This window comes from Paenalcaligenes sp., assembly GCF_030152715.1.
Lineage (GTDB): Bacteria > Pseudomonadota > Gammaproteobacteria > Burkholderiales > Burkholderiaceae_B > Paenalcaligenes > Paenalcaligenes hermetiae.
Genome location: NZ_JASLIX010000129.1, coordinates 1 through 23,513 on the forward strand (window position 1 = coordinate 1; position 23,513 = coordinate 23,513).

Consider the following 23,513-nt stretch of genomic DNA (forward strand, 5'->3'; position numbering starts at 1 on the left):
CAGTACATTACCATTATGATCACGTAACACCAGCGCTAGTGCTACGGCCGCTACAAATACAATACATGTCCAAATCCAGGTTTTCATAGTTACACCACCTGTTGACGTGTGGATGAATGCTGGAGCTCAAACGTGTGAGTCACTGTACTGCTTTCAGGCTGATCCGCCGGTAAAGGATCGGGCTCGGTCGAAGTACTATCGGCTGCGGGCTGATCCTTTGGGTTAGTTTCTGGAGCAGCATCAGAGGTTTTGGGCTCATCAGCAGGGGCTGACTTTGTATCTGTCTCAGAGGTGGATAAATCGGGCACAGAAACGGGTGCGTCAGACTGCTCTGCTTGTTTTAGACTCTCTATCGCAGCCAACGTGTTATCAATAGTAGGCAACTTAACATCAATATTAGTGTCTGCAAGTTGTGTGGCTAACGACAAGGCGCGTTGCGTAATCGCTAAACTCGGATCAAAACGCCGCTCAATCGCATCCACCACATGCCCCATTTCCGCTTGCCAGACCTTAGGCTGCTTTGTCATTAACGCCAGCTGTGCCATGGTAATCCGCAAGCGTAAATGCTCACGAAAACGATCCGCCTGCTCTGCAGACATGAGCAAAGCCGCCGAATCATCAACACGGCGCACACTCACAAACTGCCCTAGATCATGACTGATTGTTTTCCAGCCTTTTTGCGTTAGCTCAGCCGCGTTGGATAAGGTTTTTTGCCACCAAGGGGCATCAATGGGCACGTTAGACTCAACCTCTGTGTCAGCTGCGGGCTCTATAGTAGAAGAAACCTGCCCATTAATATTGCTGTTTTTGGCATCTGGTACATATAGCGGTGCTTTATCAACCAGATCAGCCAAACGATCCAATTGAGCAGTAATGCTACTGACATCTACTACCTGAGCCGTCCGTAAGCGATCCAAATCCCCATTAAGCGTTTGAATCAGCACAGCTAAGCTTTGACGATTTGCTTGGGACAATCGCGCTTGAGCGGTTTCTAGTGACACAATAGCATTGGCTAAATTCCCCCCAATCAATAATTGCTGTTGGGCTAAGATCACAAGCTGCTCGATATCATTAAGCAGCATAAGGTCCGAGCCAGAATCACTGATGGTTTGCAAAGCCACGCGCATATCAGCTAACTGCTCTTTAGCATGAGCCAACTCTTGTTGCAACTGCTGTAACTGCTGATGCTGATTTTGCACCTGCTGCAAAGCTTGCGCGGAAGTCTCTTGATTTTTTTGGGCTTGCGCGACTACTTGCTGAAGCTGTGTATGGTACTGCTGCTGTATGTGCTCCTGATTTTGCTGCACATACCAGAGAGCCCCACCACCAATAATGGCCGCAGCAATAACTGTTAACACCACAGGACCTGTCGACTTTTTACGAGAGGGAGCGGGCGCAGCGGAAGCCGCTTTGGGCTTATTGGATGTAGCAGATTTATCAACCTGCTGTGTCTTATCGCTTTTTTCTGTCATGATTTCATTGTATCCGTTAAGCATTATCAGGGCAGCGCTACCGACCGTAATGCCTCTAGCATAGCGGTTTCCGTCGGCGCACACACATGAATCTGTGCAGCAGCTTGCGCTGGTGTAAAAGCGCTGAGCTCTATGAGACAATCCGCTATACGCGGATGGATAGCAACGAACTGGGCTTGCTGCCACAGCGATTCCCATCCTAAACGTACGATATTATGATATATCGAACGCGTGCTTTCAGAGCTGGTTAACAAAAAAACAACTGATTGGGGTTTTACCAAATCAGGCTGTAGTTGTATAGCGTCTTTGGCAGACCACTGTGCTGCCAAGCGCTGATAAATGCAACAACGAGTGAGTATTTTCCCCTGGCCAAGTAACTGTTGGCTTAACCACTCACGGCCCTGTTGGCCACGAACCAACAATACCCGTTGCACATCCGGAAGTAAAGGCTGTAAAAGCACCCATAGGGCCTCGGAGTCCTGGCGGGGATGCGAAGCCGGCGGATGAATCAGCTGCCAAGAAGAATGCTGAGGCTGCTGATAAAAAGGCTGGGCGCTGGCTGCTCCCACTGTCGCAATACGAGTACCGGCAGCAAGTGTTTTTCCAGCCGCCGTTAACGCTTCTAAATAAAACTGTGCCGCTTGCGCACTGACAAAAATTAACAAATCAAAGCCCTGAGGATCATAATCCTGAGGCAAAACCGTAAAAGTGCGCGCAATGGCCAAGGCCGGTAGCTCTACGCTTTGAACACCCAACTGGCACAATGCCTGCGCCAGTCTGTCATTTTTTCCTTTTGGGCGTGTAAGAACCACCGTGGTCATATTTAATCCTCGGTAGGAATAGAGAGCCTAGCTAGAATTTCATCCGCCCCCTGCTGTAATAGGTCTTCTCCTACTTGTTGCCCTAAGGCCTCCGCTGAGGCTAACGGCCCACGCGCCTCGGCCCGATAAACCACTGAAGCATCTGGCTCAGCAACCAAGGCTCGAACCCAAAGTTGATCCCCTTCGATTTCAGCATAAGCCGCCAAAGGTACCTGACATGAGCCACCTAACACACGCGTCACGGCGCGCTCGGCCTGAGCTCGATATGTGGAGGCTTGACACACCAAAGGCGCCAGCCAAGCTTGTAGATCCTGACGATCGGCATGCGTTTCTATGCCCAAAGCCCCTTGACCTGCAGAAGGCAAGCTGTCATCAATAGCAATACTTGAACGAATACGTTCCGCTAAGCCCAAGCGTTTCAAGCCAGCCGTAGCCAGAATGATGGCATCAAATTCACCTGCATCCAGCTTGGCTAAGCGTGTGTCTAAATTACCGCGTAACGGTTTAATCGTTAAATGTGCAAAGCGCTCGCGCAGCTGCGATTCCCGACGCAAGCTGGATGTACCCACCACCGCACCATGAGGTAAATCCGCTAATGAAGCATAGTGATTCGACACAAAAGCATCCCGAGGATCATCACGCTCCATAATGACGGGCAAAGCAAATGGTGCAGGCACATCATAGGGGACGTCTTTAAGGGAGTGCACTGCTAAGTCCGCTCGCCCATCCAATAATGCGGTTTCTAGCTCTTTAATAAAAAGCCCTTTACCCCCGATTTTAGATAAACTGCGGTCTAAAATACGATCGCCTTTGGTGCTCATGCTCAGTAGTTCTACTTGGCAATCTGGATAGAGCGCACGTAACCGATCCCGCACGTGCTCAGCTTGCCATAACGCTAAACGACTGGCACGTGTGGCAATAACAAGTTTTTTTGGTGTGGACATACTACCCTGCAAAATAACGTGCAATCGCTGCACCGATTAAACCCAAGGCGCCTAAAATAGCAAGACCTTGCAATAAAGAAAGGCCTGATTCTGCCTTTTTGTGTGTTTTCTCAGAGGAAGTCATTTGTTTTCCTTTCGCCTGTTTAGACATATTTATACCCCCAAGTATAAAACGATTAAGCTAGCTAAGATAGAGAGACGCTCCCTCTTAAACATATACCTTTAGCCAAAATAAGATACCATTACGCTCACAGGACTCAAAACTAAGGAATAAAAACCGTGAATTTTGCATTATCTCTGCTCATCGCTTTTATTATGGGGCAAGTTTTGCGCCTACGTTATCAACGCCACCATATCCAGCTACTTAGTCGACATTTGGCGACTATGCAGTTAGAAAAACACATGGAAACGTTAACCACAACCTATTCCCGTGCCATTCAAGAAGCTGACCCTAGCCGACAAGAACAAATCTTTGCCACAGTAACACAAACCGAGCAAGCGGTAGCGGCACAAGCTCAGCGCTTAGCAGAATCCTTCGAACACGAAGCTGAAAACAGTACGCTCATGGGGGTTTTGGCGTATAACCTGCCCTTTTTGACAAGCCTATTCCCCTCTATGAAACGCGACTTCCGAAAACTGTTATACATCCATGCTGCTGGTTTTCGTTACGTTGCCGACAACGTGCCGAATTGGGATGCCAAAACACGCGCGTACCACTTTTCCGCTGAGCTATACTTATTTCAACATAGCTGTCACTGGTTTTGTCGATCGCGCCCCGTCGCCGATGCCCGCCTAATGGTGCGCCACAAAGTCGATCATAAAAAAGTTCTCGATTCCGTAAGCCCTCCCACCCACAAAGCCTATACCCAATGGCTAACAAACACACAGAGCCCACACTAGTCTGGGCTTATTCAATGACCACACCAAGACTCAGCAAAGCATTCAAAACACCAATGTTCTTACTTTTTATATAATCCCGATCCCCTACTAAATAGACGGCATCGCGTGCACGCGAAACGGCCACATTCATTCGACGAGAGTCCGCATAAAAGGTAGCAGGCCCAGTTGTGCGGACAAAAGAGAAAAATACAATATCTGCTTGGCGTCCTTGGAACGCATCCACTGTATCCACTTCAACGGCAAGATGTTTTTTAATATTTAATCTTTTGATTGCAGCACCCAATGCCTTGCGTTGCGCGCGATAAGGGGTGATCACCGCAACACTAAGTTTTCTCTGCTTAGATTGAGCGGCCAGTGCTTTTCGACGCCTGTATATTTCTGTCAGTCTGTGCGTGATGATTTCGACTTCTTGCTGATTCTCTAGCACTCCACCCTGCTGCGCCGGCACGCGAACCCCACGGGGTTTGTACGTAAACCAACCAAAATGCGTGAACTCGTGATCCGTCTCCGTACGATGATGACTAAGATTACCTTGATAAAAGTGCTCGGAAATAAACATCCCAATATGGGGCAGCATCCGGTACTGCTTTGTAAGCTGCCCCTTCATTGTAGCCGGCAGATGCTCGAAAATCTTATCAATGACGCCATCTCTAATCAGTCGAGCTTTGGACTCAACCAGTGTATCCAGTGCATCACTCTCGTCTTCACAAAAGGTAGGAGGCAATTGCTTATGATCTCCGACCAAAATACCCTTACGTCCAACACAAAGAGCCATGATCCACTCAGGTAGTGTTGCCTTGGAGCACTCGTCCACAATTACCAAATCGAAGTCCTCACTATCTTCGTCCAGCAGGTGATCAATCTGGTTACAAGTGACGCCAATAATTTGGTGGTTATCAGCCAGATTCTTGAATTGCCAACGCGGAACTTTTGTCTCACCATCGTCGACATCACCTTGCTCCAAAATATTGTAGAGCATGCTCGTAAGCTGAGGGGCAAACTCCAGCGCTTGATTCCAAACCTCGTTAGCTCGGATTTCCGCTGCCGTCCCAGCCGTATGGGGGGATTCATACTCAGTAATAACATAGCGCGGATAGCGTATCGTCTTAGAGTGAATGGATTCATCCCCAATGAGGCACAGACGATCCAATGCGTTATCGACTGCCACATGCGTTTCCGAAGCCACCAAAATACGTGCATTCGGTTTCGCTTTCATCGTTTGCAGGATTATCTCCACAATCGCAGTCGTCTTGCCCGTGCCTGGCGGCCCCTGTAAGAAATACAAATCCTCTGAAGACATCGCTGCCTTAATAATTTCGAAGGCATTATCACCCGTGTTGGCATAACCCTGCTGAATAGGAGCATCAATCTTCAGCGCCATATTATCCAGAGCCATTACCTGACTAGCCTCGGCAATTACCTCTTTAGCCCTCTGCTCGGCTTCTTTGCCTACTTGACGATGCTGACGAGTACCTTTGACATCATTGATTCTGGCATTGCCGCTTTCCTTCGAGCTCTTGTTACTGTAATAGTGATATAGGAGCCGATTATGATTAATATTACTATTAGCACCCTGACGAAAACGGATTAAGTACCTGATCTGACGCTCGTACTTAGCACTCGTTTTTCGATCATCTTTGGAAAGCGCTAGGACTTTGCTTAGGTACTCCAGCCAGTCATCCATGTGATCAAGGAAATCGAAGACTCGATCTTTAGACCTAGATTGAGGCAGCTTGTGCTTATTCGTATCATCCATAGCAATTGACCCTCGCTTTCAAGAGAGTTTCTACCCCAGCTGGATTGTTGAAGCCAAGATTAATAATAACGCTGCGGACCAGCTTAAGCTTGTCCTTATCTTCTATCACTAAGACAGGTAGCTCAATAGGCTTGTCGATGAGCTCCTCTACTATGATCATATCTGAGTTGATGGAAAGCACGCCCATGTTCACATCGGCCATATTAGCTGAGAACAATGCATCTAGAGATAATAAAATTCTAGATTTGGAGAACTGGGGCAATGCGCTCAGAAGCTGATCACGTGAAGTGTAGCCAAGGCGCACAGCATAGCAAACCGCGAGAATCGACTCTTTGAGATTACGCTTGCGCCACTGGAAAGTAATTTCAGTTTTCATGTGGAGGCTTATTTGTTTTGTTTTTTGAGTTCGTAGTATTTACGTCGTTCTTCACGGGTGCTTATTCCAATGGCCCGATGTACGTCAAAGTCCTTGCCCATATCAAAGATCTGCACGGCGCGGCGAATGCTCTCGTCTGGCTGTAACGAGTCCAGTTTACCCAGCATCTCTTTCAATTCATTGCCTCGCTCATAGAGATTTTTTCTAGCTGTGCTTATCTCGCGCCACCTTTCCCCTACCTTTTTACGTTCTAAAAATAGCCTATCTCGTGTCGCCTTATCTTTATTAAGGGTGGAGAAATCCCCTCTTCGACGGTTTGCTTCAATTCTGAAGCGAATATTTTGAAAGTTATTATTTAAATCATTGAACCTATCTTGAAATTCTCTCTGAGTATCTGCTGTCCTTTTATGCATTAGAAATAACTTGGGCAAAGTAATAGGAGGCTCAATCGCAGCAATCCAGGAGTCGGCAAGGCCGCTTCCAGTGGCTGCAGAGCCAAAGTGATCACTAAAGCTATCTTTGATATCGCCGAAAAGTTTACTGCACTTTCTATACTTATCTTTAAGTGCGGCCTTATGGATTTTGTGCTTCTCAATTAGCTCTCTCGAAGCGAGCGTTTTTAGATCAAACTCGTGACGCAGCTCCTTGATCTCCGTCTGAAGTGTCATAGCATAGCTCTTCAAGCGCCTTAAGTCGTGACGGATAGACTCGCTATTGCTTTTTTGATTACTATTAACCTGACGTACGGTACGTTCTATAAATGCAGAACTAACGAGAATGGGACGCTCTTTAATTATGTTGCGCCACTCATTGCGCTCATTACGCTGGATAAGCTTATTTAGCTCCATCCGCAAGGCAGTAATAAAATCCAACATATAATACTTAGTGGAGATTCGTTCGCTGAGCAATTGACTTTTCTGCTCGGCGACAACGGTATCCAGCCAAGAGTCAAAGCAGACAAATATCTTGTCTTGAAAGTCACCCAAATGAGGCACATAGGCTTCCGCCAAACCCTGCTGCTTATTCATGAATGCAATAAGCTCCTTAAGCTCGGCATCACGCTTCTTCTTGTACGCATCAACCTGAGCCCGGTAATCATGTGCCTGAGCTTTCAGCCGCTCCACTGCCGCCTTTTCGTGCTGCTCTACCTTACGGATCAAGTCATTTGTCTTTGCCGCTTCTTTTTCCAACGATCGTCCGCAGAAAAAGTGCATTATTTTTTTCAAAATCATAGTGATTACGCCTGCAGCAAAAACTCGTAGGCCTGATCGAATCCATTGGTTGCAGGAATGATTAAACTCACCCGATCTTTCAGTACGCTATCAAGCTGCTGCTTAAATTGCTGATCCTCTACACTGTTAGTCAGACCCCGATCAATCATCACATTTAAATGCTCAATTTCCTTCATGTAAGCATCAATTCGAATCTGGGCCTGCTTCTCTTTCTGCTTTTCAGCAGAGATCAAATTAGTATCGTTTTGATATTGCTTGATCACAGGCGTGAACAGCAAATAGTTCAGCTCCAAATGCCTGTCTAAGCTGATACGCATCTCACCGAACTTATCAGCTCCTTGAGTGATCACTTCGCGTTTAGCTTGCTCATACTGTAAGTCCATTGCATTGATCTGATATTTGAACAGCTCCATCATCTCTTCCATCTGCCTACGCTCCATCTGATCGATCTGGTCTAAACGACGGTGCAGGTCAGCTTGGATAGATTTGAGCTGCTCCTTGCGGGTACTGTACTCGAAAAGCACTGAGACGGCGCCAGCAAAGGGGAGACAATCGGTCCAGACGAATTTGTTTTCCGATAAAGTGCCAACTGCAGTTGCATACTGAGTCAAAGTAATCTGCCCAGACTCGAGTTTAGCCGCTGCACTCATCATTTCCTTAATTGCAGTGTTAGATCCAACACTTTGGAAATGATTAACTAACGCCCCAATAGCCAGCGAGAGCCCAATTGCGAACACGGCGCCAAGAGCGATAGGTCCAAGCGCACCAAGCGTCGTCCCCAGTACCGCTGTAGATGACACACTGGAGGCAATAAACTGGCCAAGGAACGCCGACACTGGCGCCGCCAGCCCAGTGACGCAGGTAGTACCAACAATTTGAATAGTGCTTCCGATGGAGAACGAAGCGAACTCAATGCTATCAATCTCCTTGTTGCTGAACCTGTAGAGATTTTCGCCTAATGAAACGGCAATAGCCACGGTTGCAGCAGCCACATTTCCTTTGCTTAATTGCTGACCTACGCTCCCCCCTACTGACGCAGCTCCGACTTTGACTGCTGCACTACCTGCTGCTTTAGAAGCCGCTTGTGCTGCAGCACCAGTCATTATCTGGCCAAGGTGTTGGACACCGGTTACAGCTACTGCTCGACCCGCCCCTTTGAGTGCACTAAACACAATGTTCTGCGCGGCCTCCATACAGCGCTCTTTACTCATCGGCTCATTACTGCTCAAAATACTATATAGCTCACCTGCCGCAGCAAATGTGGCTCCCGATAAAGCTCCAGATTTAACGGCATTGCGGTACTGCATGCCATTAAACTCCGCTCTAACCCGTGCTGTTTCCTTATAGTCAGGCCCTTCACCCTTTTCTTTTGCCTCCTTGACCAGCTCTTCAGCGCTACCCCCACCCTTGCGATTGAGTCCTGTGCTTTGGATGTTCTGATCATCATGAGACGACAATTTATCAGTAGCTTTTTCTGCTGTATCTCTATAGCTATCAGCAACCTCTGGACGATTCCCTTCTGCCTTGGCTGCGCGCTTGGATGCTGCATTCTTTACATCCTGAACCTGATTTTTAGGAACCACTTTACCAACGGTGTCATACCGCTTTGGAGATAGAGCTGCAGCCGTTGAATCCCCATCCTGATAGAACTTCACCTGGTAGTCGTGGCTACCACTTGGAGTATTCACACGGATGTCCGCTACTGGGTCGTTGACCTGACCTACATCGAGCGTCGCGTTATGATTAAGCTGCCCTTTGGCGGCTGCTTCAATGTTAAATGACCCCATATGGTGAGCCTCAGCAGTAAATCCCTGCTGAACATCGAGAGTTTGATTTTTCAAACCACCACTTTTGGCAGTGATTGAATTCATAATCCCAGTTTTATAATCAGCCAGCGCCTTATTAAGTGCCTCACCCTGAAGCTGGTTAAATCCACCAAGTGAAGCGGAAAAAACAAAATCCATACTTTCCGCATTACGCTTAGCCTTTTTTTCTTTTGAGGGGGACATAATCTTTTAAATAAATTAATTGACGAAGTGACTCGAATACCAGTGTCGACCCTCCGTTAAAATGCGATCGTCGCTTTGCCTTGTTTCGTTAATAACACTCAAGCACTAAAATTTTAATGGCAACCTTAACAGCTTTTATCCCTCAAGGGTAGATCACACTAGCGATCCTGTAGACTGTCTAGAAAACATATAGCCGTTAAGCTAGGTTTAAAATAATCCAATTCTGCTTCAAACGATCAAACTTCACCTGCCTCTTTAATCTGTTAGTCAGTGCAGCCCCTACCACCCCTAAAAACCAAAAAGCCCGCAATTACGCGGGCTTCAGGGCATTGACTGCTATTTATTGCCTGACTGTGCCAGACATAGAATCATTCCCACTCGAAGGTCAATAAGAAGAAAATACATCTATATAACAGCTAGTTAGAAAATTTGCTTTTATCGATGCCATCACTTATACCATACGCGAATTTTTTGGTTTTTGCTGTTCATAGCCGCTTTAACTCCGCCTTAGCCCATACTGATGCTTCTGCCACATCACGGCGAAGGTACTCTATCTCATTGAGGGAAATCTACGCATTCTTTACCACTCCTTTGTTGCAAGTCTGAGGATAGCAAACGGCGAACTCGTCTTCACCAAAAAGTGGAGAACTCACTATTATTAAAAGCAATACGTAATGCCTCATCGCACTTTCTATCTATCTGCTTAGCATAATAACGTCTGCACTTGAGACATCCGAATTTGGTGCCGTACTGTGCCTGAGTACCACTAAAGTCATAATTGACTCGACTTAACGATGAAATCTAATCAGGCATAATAGCATCAACGTTATCTTTAAAATCATTTAACAGAAGCCAACAATTTATTTCGTCGGCTCATCAAAAACAGGGCAAAGCAATGACACCAATAGAACAAATACAGGCATGGATTGAAGATAAGCCTATATGGTGGAAACACAGCATTAAACTAGCACTTGAACACGGAGAATTAGATCAGAGTGACCTCGATGAAGTCTACTATATTGCTCGTGTTGAACACCAACTAGTCCCCTCAGAAGAATGCTCTACTTCTAACAGCCAAGATTTAGACTTCACCGGACATACTAGTGAGCAAGGTAAAGTCAATCTACTATCATTATCCGAAGTGTATGGTGTTGGTGCTCTAGGCGTTTTTCAACCCAGTCAGTACTATCCGGCCTCATGCAATAACGTGCTCGCTGTACGCATCAAAATCGTACCGCGACGGCAATGCAAACTCTGAACCAGCGGCAAAGGTCTTTAAAGCAGTAAAAATATCCAGCACCTGCTGAGACAAGAATACCAAATACGGATTACGTCGCTTCATTCGCCCCTTTAGGATCATCTAAAAGGCTTCACTAAGATTGATCTTGCTCAATTTCCCAACGAAAGACTTGGAACATAACTTCACGCGCATGAACAGCTGCTGGTGCGCCTCAGCCAAAGCGATACCACCGATGCCATTATGTCCAAAGGTGATTTCAGCTCACTACCGTAGGCCTAGCAGCCTTTTATGCCTTATACAGCCAAACCAGCTCGGATTTCGAAATCGAAACAACGCAATTTTTATGCGCTCAACAAATGGCTGTTTGTTGAGCACTCTTTAATTGTCACTAATAATAAGCCTTCATCTTTTTGGTGCTTCTCCCTTATCCATAAATCTCTATTCCAATTGAAAGACTACCTTTAACTTTTGTTGACTGGCATATCGACCTTAATCTATTGGTCACTCTGCATACATTATTGCTGGAAAAACAGGTTTCTAGAGCCGCTTTACGTTTGCATAAAAGCCAACCTGCCGTTAGCTACTCCCTAGCTCATCTGCGTCGCATTTTTGAGGATCCGCTACTGGTGCGACAATCTGCTAAACTCGAGCTAACCTCCAGAGCCGCAAAGTTGTTGTCCGCACTGACCAACGCATTAAAACAGCTTGGAGCTCTGCTTGAACCGCCTACGTTTGATCCTGCTAGTATGCATCGCTTGTTTCGTTGGCGATGTCGGATTACGGAGCTCGAGTCCTATTACCCAAACTGCCCTCCTTCTCTTCGAACAATGGCCCCAGGAATAAAGCGAATTTTTGAACCACCTTTGGCCATTGCCCCTTTCAATTTCAAATTGGTTTGGCACCAGCGCCGAGATGGTGATGCGGCACATTATTGGTTAAGACAATAGATCATTCAAGCGGTAAGTGGTGAATAATAGTTGCCTATGTATAAGACTTGCCCAACTGGTACCACGCCTATAACAAGCTAGTCATGTATGGGGCATTTAATTAGCAGTTCCTTTAATCAGTACATTGCTCTTTAACCATTTCCTAAACACACAATCACAGCTGCACCTAAATAAGTAGCTAAACGAGATAATGTACTGACTTGCGCACTCAGCTTGTCCGACATGTTTTTATATACATAGCTTAAGCTCACTATGGTTAAAACTCCCACAGCAATACCACGTACCCCCATCACACTTAACCACACTACCACCCAATCTGTGGGAATTAAAACGAGCGCAATGGTTAACAAACACGCGGCTGCCAAGCTCACTACCAACTGCTGAGCATCCCCATAGCGATCAATTCGCTCCCACTTCAGGCCCTGTCGTCCTACTAATACCCCTAACGCCTGTATCATCAAAGCCGCACTGGCATACTCTACCCAAAAACCTCCCTCTGCCGCTTGCAACACAAGCGGGTAATAGAAAACCCCTCCGTAATAAAACATAGCACCAATTAAAACTAAGCTTAATCGACATAAAAAAACGGGGTTTTTCACTAAAGCTGGAGCAAATAAGGGGGTAGAAGTCGTTATGGGATTCACATAATAAAGCGCAATGCACAGCACACCTATCGCAACAAACAACTGGCCTTGAAGCAAATGAATACTATTTAGCCCATAACTTAATGCAAGCATAGCCAGGCACAATAATAAAGCAGAAAACCAGTCCAAATGACGTTTAGACGGAAGGTTATGCATGCCTGCTTTAGGCAAGTACACATACGCGACCCCGATCGCTAGGAGACAAAAAGGTATCTGTGCCGCAAATAACCATGACCAGTGCCCTATCGCTAACACCCCCCCTCCTAACACGGGGGCAATCAAAGGCGCTAAAACCGCTGGTATGGACAAAGTAGCTAAGGCTCCTTTCATGCGCTTTACCCCCACCAACTGCGCTACCAAAGTTTGCATGGTTGGTAACATAATTCCAATGCACGCACCCTGGATCGCTCGGACAACCATCAGCACCCATATCTGGGGAGCTAAAGCAACCATAGCCGTCACAAAAGTAAATAAACTCAAACAAAACAACCAAACATGCCGCGGCAGAAAACGCTCATTTAGCCACGCCGAAAAGATCAAACTACTGGCCGCGCTTAAGTTAAATAATGCAACAACCCATTGCATATGATGCAGAGACGCATTTAAGTCCGCTTGAATCGTTGGTACTGCTAAATTAATTAGAGTGGTATCAATTAAAGGTAAGACCACACCAACTAACAACGCATAAAAAACCCGTTTTTCTTGTAAGGAATAGTCACTCATCTTTTACACCTCGCACTAATAAAGCTACCAGTGTATAAAGAGATACGGTGACAGTTTTTAGAAATTTATGCAAAAAGCAATGAAAATCAATCAAAAAAAAGAAGTTCTTCCTCTGGCCCTAACCACTAATCAACCTTCTAGGCAGCAGCCTATCACGTTGGTTTTGCGGAAACACGCCAAACACACTACGGTCAAAAATCATCAACACCCTTATGCGCAGCTCATCGTCTGCACGCGGGGGGTAGTTCAAATCCGCACTACATCACTAGTGTGTAACGCTACGTCTCAAACTATGGTTTGGATGCCCCCTAGGCACCCTCACCACACTGAAATACAACAAGACTCACAGCTTCTCGCGGTACAAATACAACTTAAGGACATCCCAATCCAACCGCTGACTACACCGCTTTGCTCATCTTGGCGCCAACCACGCTGCTTGTATAGCAGCCCTTTTATTCACGCTTTACTACAACGTCTGATTGAACTGCAAGCCACTCAAAACTCACAACGATATATGGGTCAACTTAATCAAATCCTCTTAACTGAAATTGAGCAAGCTCCTGTACAACCTTTATCCGTACCCTTACCTTCCCATCCACGCTTACGGGCGATTTGCCAACACTTTTTACAACACCCAGCTGCAGATCAAACTCTAACTACCTTATTACCACCTTACGGATTAAGTCCTAGCACCGTACAACGCCTTTTTAAAAAAGAACTGAATATGAGCTGGCAACAATGGAAAAAGCTTGCATTACTGGCACAAGCTGTAAAACTCAATCAACAGAATTACTCTCTCGGTCAAATTGCAGATCAGCTTCACTACAGTAGCCCAAGCGCATTAAACCACCTGATCAAAAGCATGACTGGCAGAAGCGCAAAGCAATTTTTTCTAGCAGGCACATGAGAACAAAAATCAAACCTTTTAAGTCAGCTAGAGTAGTTAAACTAACATTTATAAGCTGGCAAGAGCTCTGCGCTACAAACAATAGATATTGTGTTAAGCGCCAGTCGTAATAAAGTCGAGGGCACTGGACTAGAAACTCTATTTAACACAGTCTGTATCGCCGAATTTCTCGTAGTTAGCACAGGTATCGTCCTCCCCCAGAACTTCTAATCGAGGTTTATCTCAATGGTTTCTCTGGACGCCACGGCCTAGCCAGTCGTAACAACAGTCAGGATGCTGATCAGCTTGGCATAAAAATGGTGTGTAAACCTGTAGATGAGTATATAAGAAATTGAGGCAACCCTCCCTCAGCAACATGGCACCTTTTCTTTTGAGTACTATGGATTACATTTTCGGATGAGGTTATGTTTCCGTACAAAAAGCCGCTGCAACACTTACTAACCAAAAGCTCACAAATGAACAACGAGTACGTCACACGCGAGTATACGCGTTCAATGCATGTCTCACATGCGAGCATTACTCAGCGAAAGGAACTCAAGGACAGTGTCTTCAAAACACCCAACAATGGTCTGGATGCTTATAACTTCGCTCAGGACAAGCCCGAAAGCTAACGTCGAAACCGACATCATCACCGAAGGCTCCCCTTGGATTGCAAGTGTGAGGATCGGCAATGCTTTACTAAAACAGATTTTACGCTGCACAATCAGGAGCATGCACTTAACGCGCTTTTGCTAGAGGAGTCTGAGAACCACCTAAGCCAAGTACATATACGTAAATTGATTGATCGAAGTCGCTCCTGTAGCAGGAAGCAGCTTTTTCTCGCTAGCATAATAGTTTCATTGTTACACAACTAAATCCACAGAGACTTTTGATCCTAAGCGGAGACTCTCCACCTCAACCCACTAACTTAAAGGAGCTTTCTTCAAAAACTGCAGAGCTTATTCTGAGATGGTGAAATGCAACAAAATTCACGCCCCTAAATACAACCCTAACGTCGATAGTATTTATTTAATCTCAATCTATATCAACAACCTCTAGCGCTACTTCACACTCGCTAAGCTGCTAGCCATCAGAGTGGCTGCTATCCGCGATAACGACAAAAAACATGAAGTAAACTATATAAAGAACTACCCAGCACTCTTATCGGACTGCATACAGGCTGTTGCAGACCCAGACAATACACGCTATACATTTGATATTTTTATGTATCGAGACAGGAAAAACATATACGATAGCCTTTTAATGCTGGTCGCAAGACCTCGAGTATCAAGTAATGTATCTTAAAGAATAAAATCGACGCAGCATTTCAACTATTGAAGAAAAAAGCTCTGGGCTAGTAGTGCCGAATATATCAAAGAGACAGTGAAATGTATAAATATGGTGTTTACAGTAGAGCTTGATACCGTAGTGCTCCAGGATCTAGAGTTACATACGTGGATTCATTAAAACAAAGGATCAGCAGAATTCAAGAGACCGACGGTTTATCGGAACACTCGTATCTTGGGCCAGCCTGATTTGGAGCCACACAATCAAACGCGTTTGGTAGTGGACTCAAAACCAATAGACCGCAAAAAGCAATAGCGATATTCCAGTGAAGCAGACTCAATCAGTCAGAGATATCAAAAAATAGAGCATCAAATGTCAGACGGTATCGAAAATGCTGAAACCATTGCTCTCGACGCCTAAACTACTCCAATTAAAGGATTGAGAACGTCACGAAAAATTTTAGCGGTTAAAACAGCCTGACCCAAACTTAATCCCACATGCTCAGCCCGATCTATTAGGCTAAAACCAATACATTTTATTTTCGCGCCAATTGCGAAAGAGATATACACCCCGCACTCGTAACAAATCTAGTCTCATCCGCCTCTGTCGGCAGCATATATAGAACGTCAAGCGGCAGCTCCTTTCCTGCAAATCTCAATTCTGCCTTTAGGCGGGATAACGGCTCACCAGCCGGGCCAATAATCAAAATATCGAAATCACTGCCCACCCCAGATAATGAAGAGCCAAACATGTAAGACTCGAACTCTCGCAAGGACTCGCAGGATCTTAGTATATATCTCGCAACCTCACATGCCGTTATCACTGGCTCTGCAACCGCATCTTTAACTCGTCCCATTTCATCACCTCACACCCAAGCTCAGCTCCTGCTTTGATCGCACTCTGAGTGGGATTCCCATTGGGGTTGATATTCCAGGCAATATCAATAGGACCAAACCTATCCCAGAAAGTACGAATGGCATCAGCTGTCGGTTCATATTCCATAATCATACCTACACGGAAAGTACGCCCAACGGCGGGTGTCACCGTGAATACTCGATCAAATTCTCTCTCGATCTTCTTAATAGACTTCATCTGTCTGATGAGCCGATAGGAAAAGAAGTAATCCTTATGAGCAGCACTCCTCGCATCACCTTTGTAAACGGCGGAACTAAGTGTGCCGGCACTTCCCCAACCTATTGCATTGTCTTCCAAATATCTGATCGCTCCACCTTCCCAAACACACTCCTTTCGATATCCACATAGGAAATTCATGTCTGGGAAATCCGTATGGTATTGCATCGCCATCTCAGTGTTGATCGTGTAATCGGCCAAGATAACAGCCACTACGGCGGGTTTATGAGGCATCGTAATTCTGAGAACGTTATCGCAAACATGTTTTACTGACGCATCTTTATGGGTGTCTTGAATATATTTCAGTGCAAAATTAACCTGCCAGTTCATGAGAAGATTCCATCCATTTCTGTCGGATAACGGATAGCGCTACCGGCGATACCACAAACGTGACGCTCGGAGAGGCCTCGCACATGCTCTTGGTATCGGGCGAACGTCTGCAACTCAACCTCTGTCATATGTCGCTGGTTTGCACAAATAATGGCCTGAATACGGAAATGATTAGGCAAAATGACACCTCTCACCCTCTGCACCCATGTCTTAGCCGCCTCAGACTCCGGATCATATTCGAAACTCGAACCATCGGATGGTGCGAACTCCTTCCATACGGCTTTGTTTTCAGCCATAGCGGCGACCACAGCGCATCGAACTTGACCTCGTTCATCATAGCCTCGAATTCCTTGCTTATGCGCCAAAGCAGCAAGGTGATTACTTTTCCAACCTAACAACGTACCCCGGCTATATCCGGCAGGCTCCTTGTCGATGATCGTATGACAGGTCGGGCACAATAGGATAAGATTTTCAAAGGAATCGGTCTCAAACTCTCCAACAGGTCTTTCTCCATGACGTGGTCCCGTTTCTCCATGCGGAATCACATGAGCCATTTCAGCTATATGCTTGTCCCCTCCCATCTCAGCGGGAAAAAGGGGCTGAAGGCAATCAGGACGTTGGCAGTAGCCTGCAGCCTCCGAGAACAGCCGAAGTTTAGTGTCTGTGGGTATTTTTTTACGACCTGTCATTGTTATCAGCCTAAAATTCGATGCAACTAAAAATATTACAAAGGAGACATACAGGGACAATTAACAAATACTTTCAGTAGTCCATTCATCAACCATACCTACCCAATCCAGCAACATCGCCTCCCGCTACTCACACTCCTCGGGCAAAGTGATGTCACCTTAAGCCCGTAGAGGCCAAAAGTAATGGTCTCCTGTCCTCTCTGGTTGCTATAGGAAATAGTACCCGCAGGGGTGACAGCGGCATAAAGCCACACCCTATTCCCAACAGCATAAAAACAAACTATAAATCAATCACATATAATTAAAGCAATAATAAACACCATGAAAACACAGCCCCTAACAATCAAGAAATAGCTTATAAGGGTCTCAGGTGAACCGCTGAATGATTAACCTGTACACCTCACCCTAGAATCTTAAGCTTTTACAACTCCTAAGAAGAACAGACTTGGCTGCGTTCAAAGAAATCACTAATAGACGCTTTACCAGTAACCTGTGACTCGAGTACATCGGTCATAACGCTTTCAAAGGCGTCGACTACTCGATTCGGTGTTTCAACTAGAGTATGCTCAAAAAGCAAGGCATCATGCATTGGCAACACAATTCGCACATCAGGGATAGAAGCGACAGCTATTAATACTCGTTTGAAAATCAAAGATGCTGTCCCTTGAACGATCTGACTCACAACCGAACGCTGCTCTTTCCTTGTAAGCTGCCCATTGGTGCTAGATCTCCGATAGTGATTGCCAAGCAAGGTAGCCACACGGCTATTATTTTTAAACTCTTCATATACTAACTTTTTCCAATTCTCATAACACTGAAATAACTTAAACGCTTCCTTAGCCTTTCTGCGTTCAACTCCAAACGAACACGCTGCGTCTATAAGCGCTTTCCTACTCATTCCATACGCATAGGAAAGAAACAATTGCTTAGCGGCTTTTCTATTGCCACTTAGACCCAAGCGGTCAGTAGCAAAAAGATCATACATATCACCCGCAGCGTACAACCTCTTAAGCTCCTCATCACCGGAAAGAGCCGCCATAATTCCTACCTCAAATTGATCAAAATCAACGTAGCTAAGTTGGGCACCCTTACTAGCCACTATAATGGAGCGGTACCTTTTCGGAAGATTCTGGAGACTAGGACTGCGGAGTTGAACTCGCGATGTGCGCGAACCAAATACATCTATAACAGGACGTATAAAAGTAGAAGCTAATGTTAAAGAGCTGAGTACGCGACGAGTTGCATCCAAATTAAGCAACGTCATAGTGTCACTGCCAAAGTCGCGTGAATGAGGTACGAACTCGAGGAGATACTCGACTGAGACCTCCTCCAGTTCAAAACCTTCCGCAGAAAGCTTAGCCGCCAAAGCACGCCTGGTTGGAGTCTCAAGCGGCATATCATGCTTCGCCGAATAGTTCTTCAGGGCTAGGAAGTAATCGTGCTCCGCTTGTGATCGCTTTTCCGAGAGCTCAGTTGTATTAATTAAAACCCCCTTAGACATGAAAAACTGAAGAATACGATACACTGGCACCTCAACACTAAAGAAGCGTTCTAGCTCATTAGCTGAAGAGGCCTTCTCGCAGAGATCAAGATACATTGCCTCGATCGCTTTCGCCACCTTAATAGCAACGTCCGTATCATACTCTTCTCCCTTATTGAACATCCTCCAGTAGGTATCACAGACCTCCTCTTCTGCACCATACTGCACAAGATGAGTCGCTACGCTACGCTTTTCACGATCAATTCTATCCTCAGGTAAGCCGCTAATAGAGATGCGGAATTCGTCAACATCGACGATCACTTCAGGAAGTGTTCCAGTGCTATCGAATATAACATCTCGAATCATCCAAAAATCATGGCATACCACTACACCCTCAAACGCGATGATACTGGCAGCATCGACTTCTTCGAGCTGATTCTCTTTAAACCAGTAATATTTTTCTGCACCCTTATCAGTGAAGTCTTTTACAAAAAGCATAAGTCTATAATCTAATTCAGTCATACTCACTAACCTCATCAGCAAGGTTCAACAGACTTATTCTTTCACGCACTACAAACGGGAGACCTTCGTCGTCACAGTGAGCTTCAGCCCGACGACTGGTTCCCTGTAAGTAAATCGGCACATTGCCATAGAGAGGGCGCACCACATCCTGGTCAAGTATCGACGAAGCTATAAGAAGATAACGAGCATTTTGGTAAGGCAAGGATCCGAACTCACTAATACATCGCCCTATGAGTTCCTTTTGGTCTACACAGCGAAGCCATATTAATATAGCGGCTGCCTCGCCCGACCTAACATCCGTAGTAAGCTTTCGTTCAGCGAGCTCCACTAGTTCGTCAGAACAATATCTGCGCGTCGCCAGCAACATCCAGATGTTGTAGTTCTGCCAATCATGAATAGCAGTCTCTTCAGCAAGCAAGAACCCCGCCAATGCGGGCATACAGCGACCCTCCCGGTCCAAAGCTGCTATTAATCGACAGTACTGATCGGTCGTGACCGCGTGTTCGGATAGGGACCTAGACAATGTGTCGAGCAATTCGATAGATAATGTATCACCAACATCAAAAAGCCCAGATTCAACTATCTGTGCAACCCGATTCACTGCAAAACGAAATTTCCGAGTCTGCGAGTCTCCAGTAGCTATACAACTACTCAAAATCTCAAAAATATAACTCACAGATTTTGTCACAATGCGACGACTGCGAGATTGCCACATTTGATCAATTGCCATTGTTGAGCTATCCTGCGAGGGAAAATACTCAGCAATTTTTTCGCTCGAGGCATCCGGTGAAAGAATTTCGGTTTTATTAGCGTTAATATTTAGACCAACCGTTCTAAGCTCTCTAATTAAATCTTGTAATGCTCTCCGCGCGTGCACTTCGGAGTCCACAATGATACGTATGTCGTCCACATAACGATAGTAATCGTAGCCCTTCCTCGTCATCTCTCTGTCAACAGCTGCCAACAAAATATTAGACAAAAAAGAGGATGCATCTCGGTTCTGCGGAAGACCGTGATCTCCACTGTACGTCCATTGGGTTAGCAAACGATCGAGGGTAGCAATTGCATTGCGAATCTGTAGCTTCTCTGGACCTGTTGCAGCAAGATCTGGAACTGCTTTTTCAAGTGCATTTATTATTTGTACACGCGACACGTTTTCAAAGAAATTACTCAAATCAGTCACAAGAAGATAGCGTCCTGATCTACGAAAAGTTAGGCTTACACCTTCGAACGTAAACCAACGGTCAATCTTGTTCTTGAATAAGTACTTCGAATTTAATGGTGTTGGGTCATAGCGATAGCTCAGGACGCGATGTCCTAGAAGTGGGTCGTAGAAAGGAATTAGGAAGCTGCAAATAGCCTGATATAAAAACCGATCAAAGAAATCAGTTTCTAAACCATAACGCTCTCCGAACCCCTTCTTCGGTATATTTCGAACAACACTGCGAGTGCCACAATAAACACCATTCCACTTCTGGAGGAGCGATATAATTATTTTCTTAGCGTCAGCTGAATTATTAAATAGGTCATCGTACTGCAAACAGTCGAAATACCAGTCATCACGCATATCCTGGCGCAGATGTCTGAGCACAAGATTAAAGTGAATCGGAAAACCAAGTGCTTGGCCGCTCAGCCAAAACTCAGGGTCAAGTGCATATTCTGCGTTTTCAACTCTATACATTTGAGCTTTTTCCTCAATCCACCTATCTCCCATCATTTCCCTCGCAGATCTACTTGATTGGAGTAACTATGCCGACATATTTGTAAAGCGTGGTTCTGAAGACCCCATAGTGTCTCGCCACATCGACCACTTTAATTTCAGGGTTACGTAATAGATCTTTGATCTCCCACACCTATTCCTAGCCTAACTTTGGCTTGCGACCACCAGCTCGGCCTCGCGCGCAGCGGTAAAGCCAGCATGCGCTCCTTCTTAGATAAAGCTACGCTTGAACTTGGCTAGTGCCATAAATACACTAACAACCTGACTGCCCACTGCGCCGCTGGTTTCAATATTTTCAGTCGAGCTCTCAAACCCGACACCACACCGCTCAAGATCGCTCATGATCCGAAAAAAATCAGGTAGGCTTCGCGCGAGTCGATCTAGTCGCCAACCTCCCAGAGTATCCGCCTGCACGAAGCGTTTGACGTCACTATTCAAGCTCTGACCGTGCTGCGTTCTTGCCCCTGGCTGCCTCTTCGTAGATAACACTACACCCAGCCTGCTGGAGCGCGTCGCGCTACAAGTCTAGGTGCTGATCATCTGCTGCTACACGTGCGTACCCTACTCGTTGATTCATTAACTAAATCTAAACACTGAAAAACCAATTACCAAATTAACACAAAAAGAGACTTTTAAAAACTAAAGCCGTATTGCTTATACACACCTGGAGAATCACCATTTATTAAACTCGCTTTAACCATCACTCATAGCAAGCCATCATCTTTTTAGTGCCTCTCCCTTTATCCATAAATCCCTATCCCAATCAAAAGCTGCCGACTTGGGTTTTAGAAGATTTAAAGAATTTCAAAAGCTTTAGCTACGAACAACCCAAAAAACATTTAAAAACAATGAATTGCAAGGAACCCTGGCCCCTAATGTACGGGACTTAGCCCCCAATGTACGAAAACAGCACCCAATGTACGGACTATCCGCGCTCACTAAAACACGAGAGATGCTTCGTAGAACCCTTTTCAATTCTCTCTAAGCCACCCTCAATAGCGCGGGCCCTTTAAGGCCTTGTGCATCAAATCCCTCATTTTCTTTTGAAGCAATCGAAAATCATTCATCAACACGTCAACAGAATGTGCCGAAGCGCCATGACCATGTTTTTCTAGCCGCCAAAGCTTTAACAAACCTGCCACCCTACCCAGATCTCCATTCACTTTCACCATATCGGTTACAGCGTGCAGATCTAAAACAGAACGTACTTTCTGATTCAAGGCAAGCGCTCGCAGAAAGGCAGACATCGATAAGCCTGACATCTTTGCTTTTTCTTGAATTTCTGACATTTCTTCTGACGTTACAAAAACTTTAATGTACTTCCCCCTTGGTCTTGAGCCATAGGCTCCACTTCTTTTTTCTTCCATGTTTTCCTCTCTGGTGCGGTAGCACCGGTATGCCTCGCAGAGCAAGCGTGTCGTCGAGCTACAGCGAGTCGATCAGGTGTTGGGTGACGACAAGCGCAGCTTGTGGGCCCACAACACACATCTTGCCATTCTATTGAGCGCGAAGTAATGCAACCTTATATCCACTAAGGCCTTAATTTCGTTAAATCGCATTAAATCGCATTAAATCGCATTGAATCGCGTTAAATTGCACTAAATCGCATTAAACCGCCAGCACCAAAAGAAAAAGACTTGTATGACGTGCTTTAATTTGGCTGTCTGACATATAACCCCTCAAGGCTTTACAAACAATGCCTGCAAACCCAAGCTCGCGCCTCAAATAGCCCGTATTTAACGATAAAATGGACTCGCACTACCTGGGGCCCCTCATGTACGTAAAAAGGGCCAGAAACAGCTCTCACACCCTTCTGGCGCCAGATTTAGGTAATCAATAGACACAGAAAACGAGCGATTCCCGTATAACGGGGATAAATATCCGTACATGAGGGACCAACGTCCCTGCATTAAGGATCTACATCACTAGGCTAAACATTCAAGTCTAACAATCTACTTAAACAAGCACTAAATTTGCGCTACACCCTATTTTGGATTTCACATTAAGCCACCCACACCAAAAATGGCGTACTTTAACCTAACTGTCTGACATATAAACCCTCAAGGCTTTACAAACAATGCCTGCAAACCCAAGCTCGCGCCTCAAATAGCCCGTATTTAACGATAAAACGGACTTACGCTACCCTTGACCCCTAATTCATGAAAAAAGGCCTAGAAACGACTTTTACGACCTTCTAGCGCCAGGTTTAGGTGATCAATAGACATAGAAAACGAGCGATTCCCGTATAACGGGGATAAATACCCGTACATGAAGGACCAGCTTCTATGCATTAAGGATATGCATCACTAGGCTAAACGATCAGCACCTTCTATGGCTAATAATTCATAACTTAAACAAGCACGACCTTTGCGTATCCCCTTCTTTTTGGTGCTGTTTTTTATCA

The 23,513-nt window shown here is 45.6% G+C and carries 19 protein-coding genes and 4 pseudogenes; 3 read left to right on the top strand and 20 right to left on the bottom strand.

Annotated elements, in window-relative coordinates:
- Positions 1-89: 89 nt before the first annotated feature.
- Genes Q1V74_RS10480 through Q1V74_RS10495 form a run of 4 tightly spaced genes read right to left on the bottom strand, consistent with a single transcriptional unit; the run spans position 90 to position 3,361 of the window.
- Positions 90-1,472 (bottom strand): uroporphyrinogen-III C-methyltransferase, encoded by a 1,383-nt coding sequence (locus Q1V74_RS10480; protein WP_300648717.1) that lies wholly within the window; start codon positions 1,470-1,472, stop codon positions 90-92.
- A 26-nt stretch (positions 1,473-1,498) separates the two neighbouring features.
- Entirely contained in the window at positions 1,499-2,293 is a 795-nt protein-coding gene (locus tag Q1V74_RS10485; protein WP_300648719.1) for a uroporphyrinogen-III synthase, read from the bottom strand.
- Between the two features lie 2 nt (positions 2,294-2,295).
- Entirely contained in the window at positions 2,296-3,237 is a 942-nt protein-coding gene (gene hemC / locus Q1V74_RS10490) for a hydroxymethylbilane synthase (protein WP_300648721.1), read from the bottom strand.
- 1 nt (position 3,238) lies between these two features.
- Positions 3,239-3,361: a hypothetical protein gene (locus tag Q1V74_RS10495; RefSeq protein WP_260649640.1), complete on the bottom strand. Its 123-nt coding sequence runs from the start codon at positions 3,359-3,361 to the stop codon at positions 3,239-3,241.
- A 155-nt stretch (positions 3,362-3,516) separates the two neighbouring features.
- Between Q1V74_RS10495 and Q1V74_RS10500 the strand changes: the two genes are divergently transcribed.
- Positions 3,517-4,137: a hypothetical protein gene (locus Q1V74_RS10500; protein ID WP_300648723.1), complete on the top strand. Its 621-nt coding sequence runs from the start codon at positions 3,517-3,519 to the stop codon at positions 4,135-4,137.
- Positions 4,138-4,144: 7 nt separating this feature from the next.
- On the opposite strand, the gene Q1V74_RS10505 is transcribed toward Q1V74_RS10500, so the two are convergent.
- From Q1V74_RS10505 to Q1V74_RS10525, 5 genes and pseudogenes are all read right to left on the bottom strand, one after another.
- Complete coding sequence (locus Q1V74_RS10505) at positions 4,145-5,893, bottom strand: AAA domain-containing protein (protein ID WP_300648725.1); 1,749 nt, start codon at positions 5,891-5,893, stop codon at positions 4,145-4,147.
- Positions 5,886-6,269, bottom strand: a complete 384-nt coding sequence (locus Q1V74_RS10510) for a hypothetical protein (protein ID WP_300648727.1) — start codon at positions 6,267-6,269, stop codon at positions 5,886-5,888. The genes Q1V74_RS10505 and Q1V74_RS10510 overlap by 8 nt, the downstream gene beginning before the upstream one ends.
- Positions 6,270-6,277: 8 nt before the next feature.
- Positions 6,278-7,501, bottom strand: coding sequence for a hypothetical protein (locus Q1V74_RS10515; RefSeq protein ID WP_300648729.1), 1,224 nt, complete (start codon positions 7,499-7,501; stop codon positions 6,278-6,280).
- Positions 7,502-7,506: 5 nt separating this feature from the next.
- A complete protein-coding gene (locus Q1V74_RS10520) occupies positions 7,507-9,510 on the bottom strand; it encodes a hypothetical protein (RefSeq protein ID WP_300648731.1) in 2,004 nt (667 codons plus the stop codon).
- A 1,151-nt stretch (positions 9,511-10,661) separates the two neighbouring features.
- Positions 10,662-10,900: pseudogene (locus tag Q1V74_RS10525) on the bottom strand (integrase); the annotation flags it as partial.
- 332 nt (positions 10,901-11,232) lie between these two features.
- Here Q1V74_RS10525 and Q1V74_RS10530 point away from each other — a divergent pair.
- Positions 11,233-11,558: pseudogene (locus Q1V74_RS10530) on the top strand (LysR family transcriptional regulator); the annotation flags it as partial.
- Between the two features lie 270 nt (positions 11,559-11,828).
- Here Q1V74_RS10530 and Q1V74_RS10535 read toward each other — a convergent pair.
- Positions 11,829-13,064: an MFS transporter gene (locus tag Q1V74_RS10535; RefSeq protein WP_300648733.1), complete on the bottom strand. Its 1,236-nt coding sequence runs from the start codon at positions 13,062-13,064 to the stop codon at positions 11,829-11,831.
- A gap of 79 nt (positions 13,065-13,143) precedes the next feature.
- Between Q1V74_RS10535 and Q1V74_RS10540 the strand changes: the two genes are divergently transcribed.
- A complete protein-coding gene (locus tag Q1V74_RS10540) occupies positions 13,144-13,971 on the top strand; it encodes an AraC family transcriptional regulator (protein ID WP_300648735.1) in 828 nt (275 codons plus the stop codon).
- Between the two features lie 1,801 nt (positions 13,972-15,772).
- Here Q1V74_RS10540 and Q1V74_RS11270 read toward each other — a convergent pair.
- The 10 genes and pseudogenes from Q1V74_RS11270 to Q1V74_RS10575 all read right to left on the bottom strand — a co-directional run bounded on the left by Q1V74_RS11270 (position 15,773) and on the right by Q1V74_RS10575 (position 22,476).
- On the bottom strand, positions 15,773-16,093 hold the full coding sequence (locus Q1V74_RS11270; protein ID WP_366524686.1) for a nucleotidyltransferase domain-containing protein: 321 nt from the start codon (positions 16,091-16,093) through the stop codon (positions 15,773-15,775).
- Positions 16,057-16,698 (bottom strand): hypothetical protein, encoded by a 642-nt coding sequence (locus Q1V74_RS10545; RefSeq protein ID WP_300648737.1) that lies wholly within the window; start codon positions 16,696-16,698, stop codon positions 16,057-16,059. Before Q1V74_RS10545 ends, Q1V74_RS11270 begins: the two co-directional genes overlap by 37 nt.
- Positions 16,695-17,096 carry a hypothetical protein gene (locus Q1V74_RS10550; protein WP_300648747.1) on the bottom strand — a complete coding sequence of 134 codons (402 nt, stop codon included), beginning with the start codon at positions 17,094-17,096 and terminating at the stop codon, positions 16,695-16,697. The genes Q1V74_RS10545 and Q1V74_RS10550 overlap by 4 nt, the downstream gene beginning before the upstream one ends.
- Positions 17,097-17,135: 39 nt before the next feature.
- A pseudogene (locus tag Q1V74_RS11275) lies at positions 17,136-17,387 on the bottom strand (HNH endonuclease signature motif containing protein); the annotation flags it as partial.
- 161 nt (positions 17,388-17,548) lie between these two features.
- Positions 17,549-17,671: pseudogene (locus tag Q1V74_RS11280) on the bottom strand (DUF4102 domain-containing protein); the annotation flags it as partial.
- Between the two features lie 146 nt (positions 17,672-17,817).
- A complete protein-coding gene (locus tag Q1V74_RS10560) occupies positions 17,818-19,389 on the bottom strand; it encodes a DNA polymerase (RefSeq protein ID WP_300648739.1) in 1,572 nt (523 codons plus the stop codon).
- Positions 19,382-21,070 (bottom strand): RNA-directed DNA polymerase, encoded by a 1,689-nt coding sequence (locus Q1V74_RS10565; protein WP_300648741.1) that lies wholly within the window; start codon positions 21,068-21,070, stop codon positions 19,382-19,384. The genes Q1V74_RS10560 and Q1V74_RS10565 overlap by 8 nt, the downstream gene beginning before the upstream one ends.
- A gap of 49 nt (positions 21,071-21,119) precedes the next feature.
- Positions 21,120-21,242, bottom strand: coding sequence for a helix-turn-helix domain-containing protein (locus Q1V74_RS11285; protein ID WP_366524687.1), 123 nt, complete (start codon positions 21,240-21,242; stop codon positions 21,120-21,122).
- A gap of 77 nt (positions 21,243-21,319) precedes the next feature.
- The gene (locus tag Q1V74_RS10570) at positions 21,320-21,598 is read right to left on the bottom strand and encodes a recombinase family protein (protein ID WP_366524688.1); all 279 of its coding nucleotides are present in this window, start codon (positions 21,596-21,598) and stop codon (positions 21,320-21,322) included.
- 503 nt (positions 21,599-22,101) lie between these two features.
- Positions 22,102-22,476, bottom strand: a complete 375-nt coding sequence (locus tag Q1V74_RS10575; protein ID WP_300648743.1) for a ribbon-helix-helix protein, CopG family — start codon at positions 22,474-22,476, stop codon at positions 22,102-22,104.
- Positions 22,477-23,513 lie beyond the last annotated feature (1,037 nt).

Excerpts from the sequence above, each read along its gene's own strand:
- Q1V74_RS10520 (WP_300648731.1), bottom strand. The coding sequence starts at position 9,510 with ATGTCCCCCTCAAAAGAAAAAAAGGCTAAGCGTAATGCGGAAAGTATG.
- Q1V74_RS10505 (WP_300648725.1), bottom strand. The coding sequence starts at position 5,893 with ATGGATGATACGAATAAGCACAAGCTGCCTCAATCTAGGTCTAAAGAT.
- hemC (WP_300648721.1), bottom strand. The coding sequence starts at position 3,237 with ATGTCCACACCAAAAAAACTTGTTATTGCCACACGTGCCAGTCGTTTA.
- Q1V74_RS10495 (WP_260649640.1), bottom strand. The coding sequence starts at position 3,361 with ATGACTTCCTCTGAGAAAACACACAAAAAGGCAGAATCAGGCCTTTCT.
- Q1V74_RS10535 (WP_300648733.1), bottom strand. The coding sequence starts at position 13,064 with ATGAGTGACTATTCCTTACAAGAAAAACGGGTTTTTTATGCGTTGTTA.
- Q1V74_RS10560 (WP_300648739.1), bottom strand. The coding sequence starts at position 19,389 with ATGACTGAATTAGATTATAGACTTATGCTTTTTGTAAAAGACTTCACT.
- Q1V74_RS10545 (WP_300648737.1), bottom strand. The coding sequence starts at position 16,698 with ATGAACTGGCAGGTTAATTTTGCACTGAAATATATTCAAGACACCCAT.
- Q1V74_RS10485 (WP_300648719.1), bottom strand. The coding sequence starts at position 2,293 with ATGACCACGGTGGTTCTTACACGCCCAAAAGGAAAAAATGACAGACTG.
- Q1V74_RS10510 (WP_300648727.1), bottom strand. The coding sequence starts at position 6,269 with ATGAAAACTGAAATTACTTTCCAGTGGCGCAAGCGTAATCTCAAAGAG.
- Q1V74_RS10575 (WP_300648743.1), bottom strand. The coding sequence starts at position 22,476 with ATGGAAGAAAAAAGAAGTGGAGCCTATGGCTCAAGACCAAGGGGGAAG.
- Q1V74_RS10515 (WP_300648729.1), bottom strand. The coding sequence starts at position 7,501 with ATGATTTTGAAAAAAATAATGCACTTTTTCTGCGGACGATCGTTGGAA.
- Q1V74_RS11270 (WP_366524686.1), bottom strand. The coding sequence starts at position 16,093 with ATGGGACGAGTTAAAGATGCGGTTGCAGAGCCAGTGATAACGGCATGT.
- Q1V74_RS10480 (WP_300648717.1), bottom strand. The coding sequence starts at position 1,472 with ATGACAGAAAAAAGCGATAAGACACAGCAGGTTGATAAATCTGCTACA.
- Q1V74_RS10540 (WP_300648735.1), top strand. The coding sequence starts at position 13,144 with ATGAAAATCAATCAAAAAAAAGAAGTTCTTCCTCTGGCCCTAACCACT.
- Q1V74_RS10565 (WP_300648741.1), bottom strand. The coding sequence starts at position 21,070 with ATGTATAGAGTTGAAAACGCAGAATATGCACTTGACCCTGAGTTTTGG.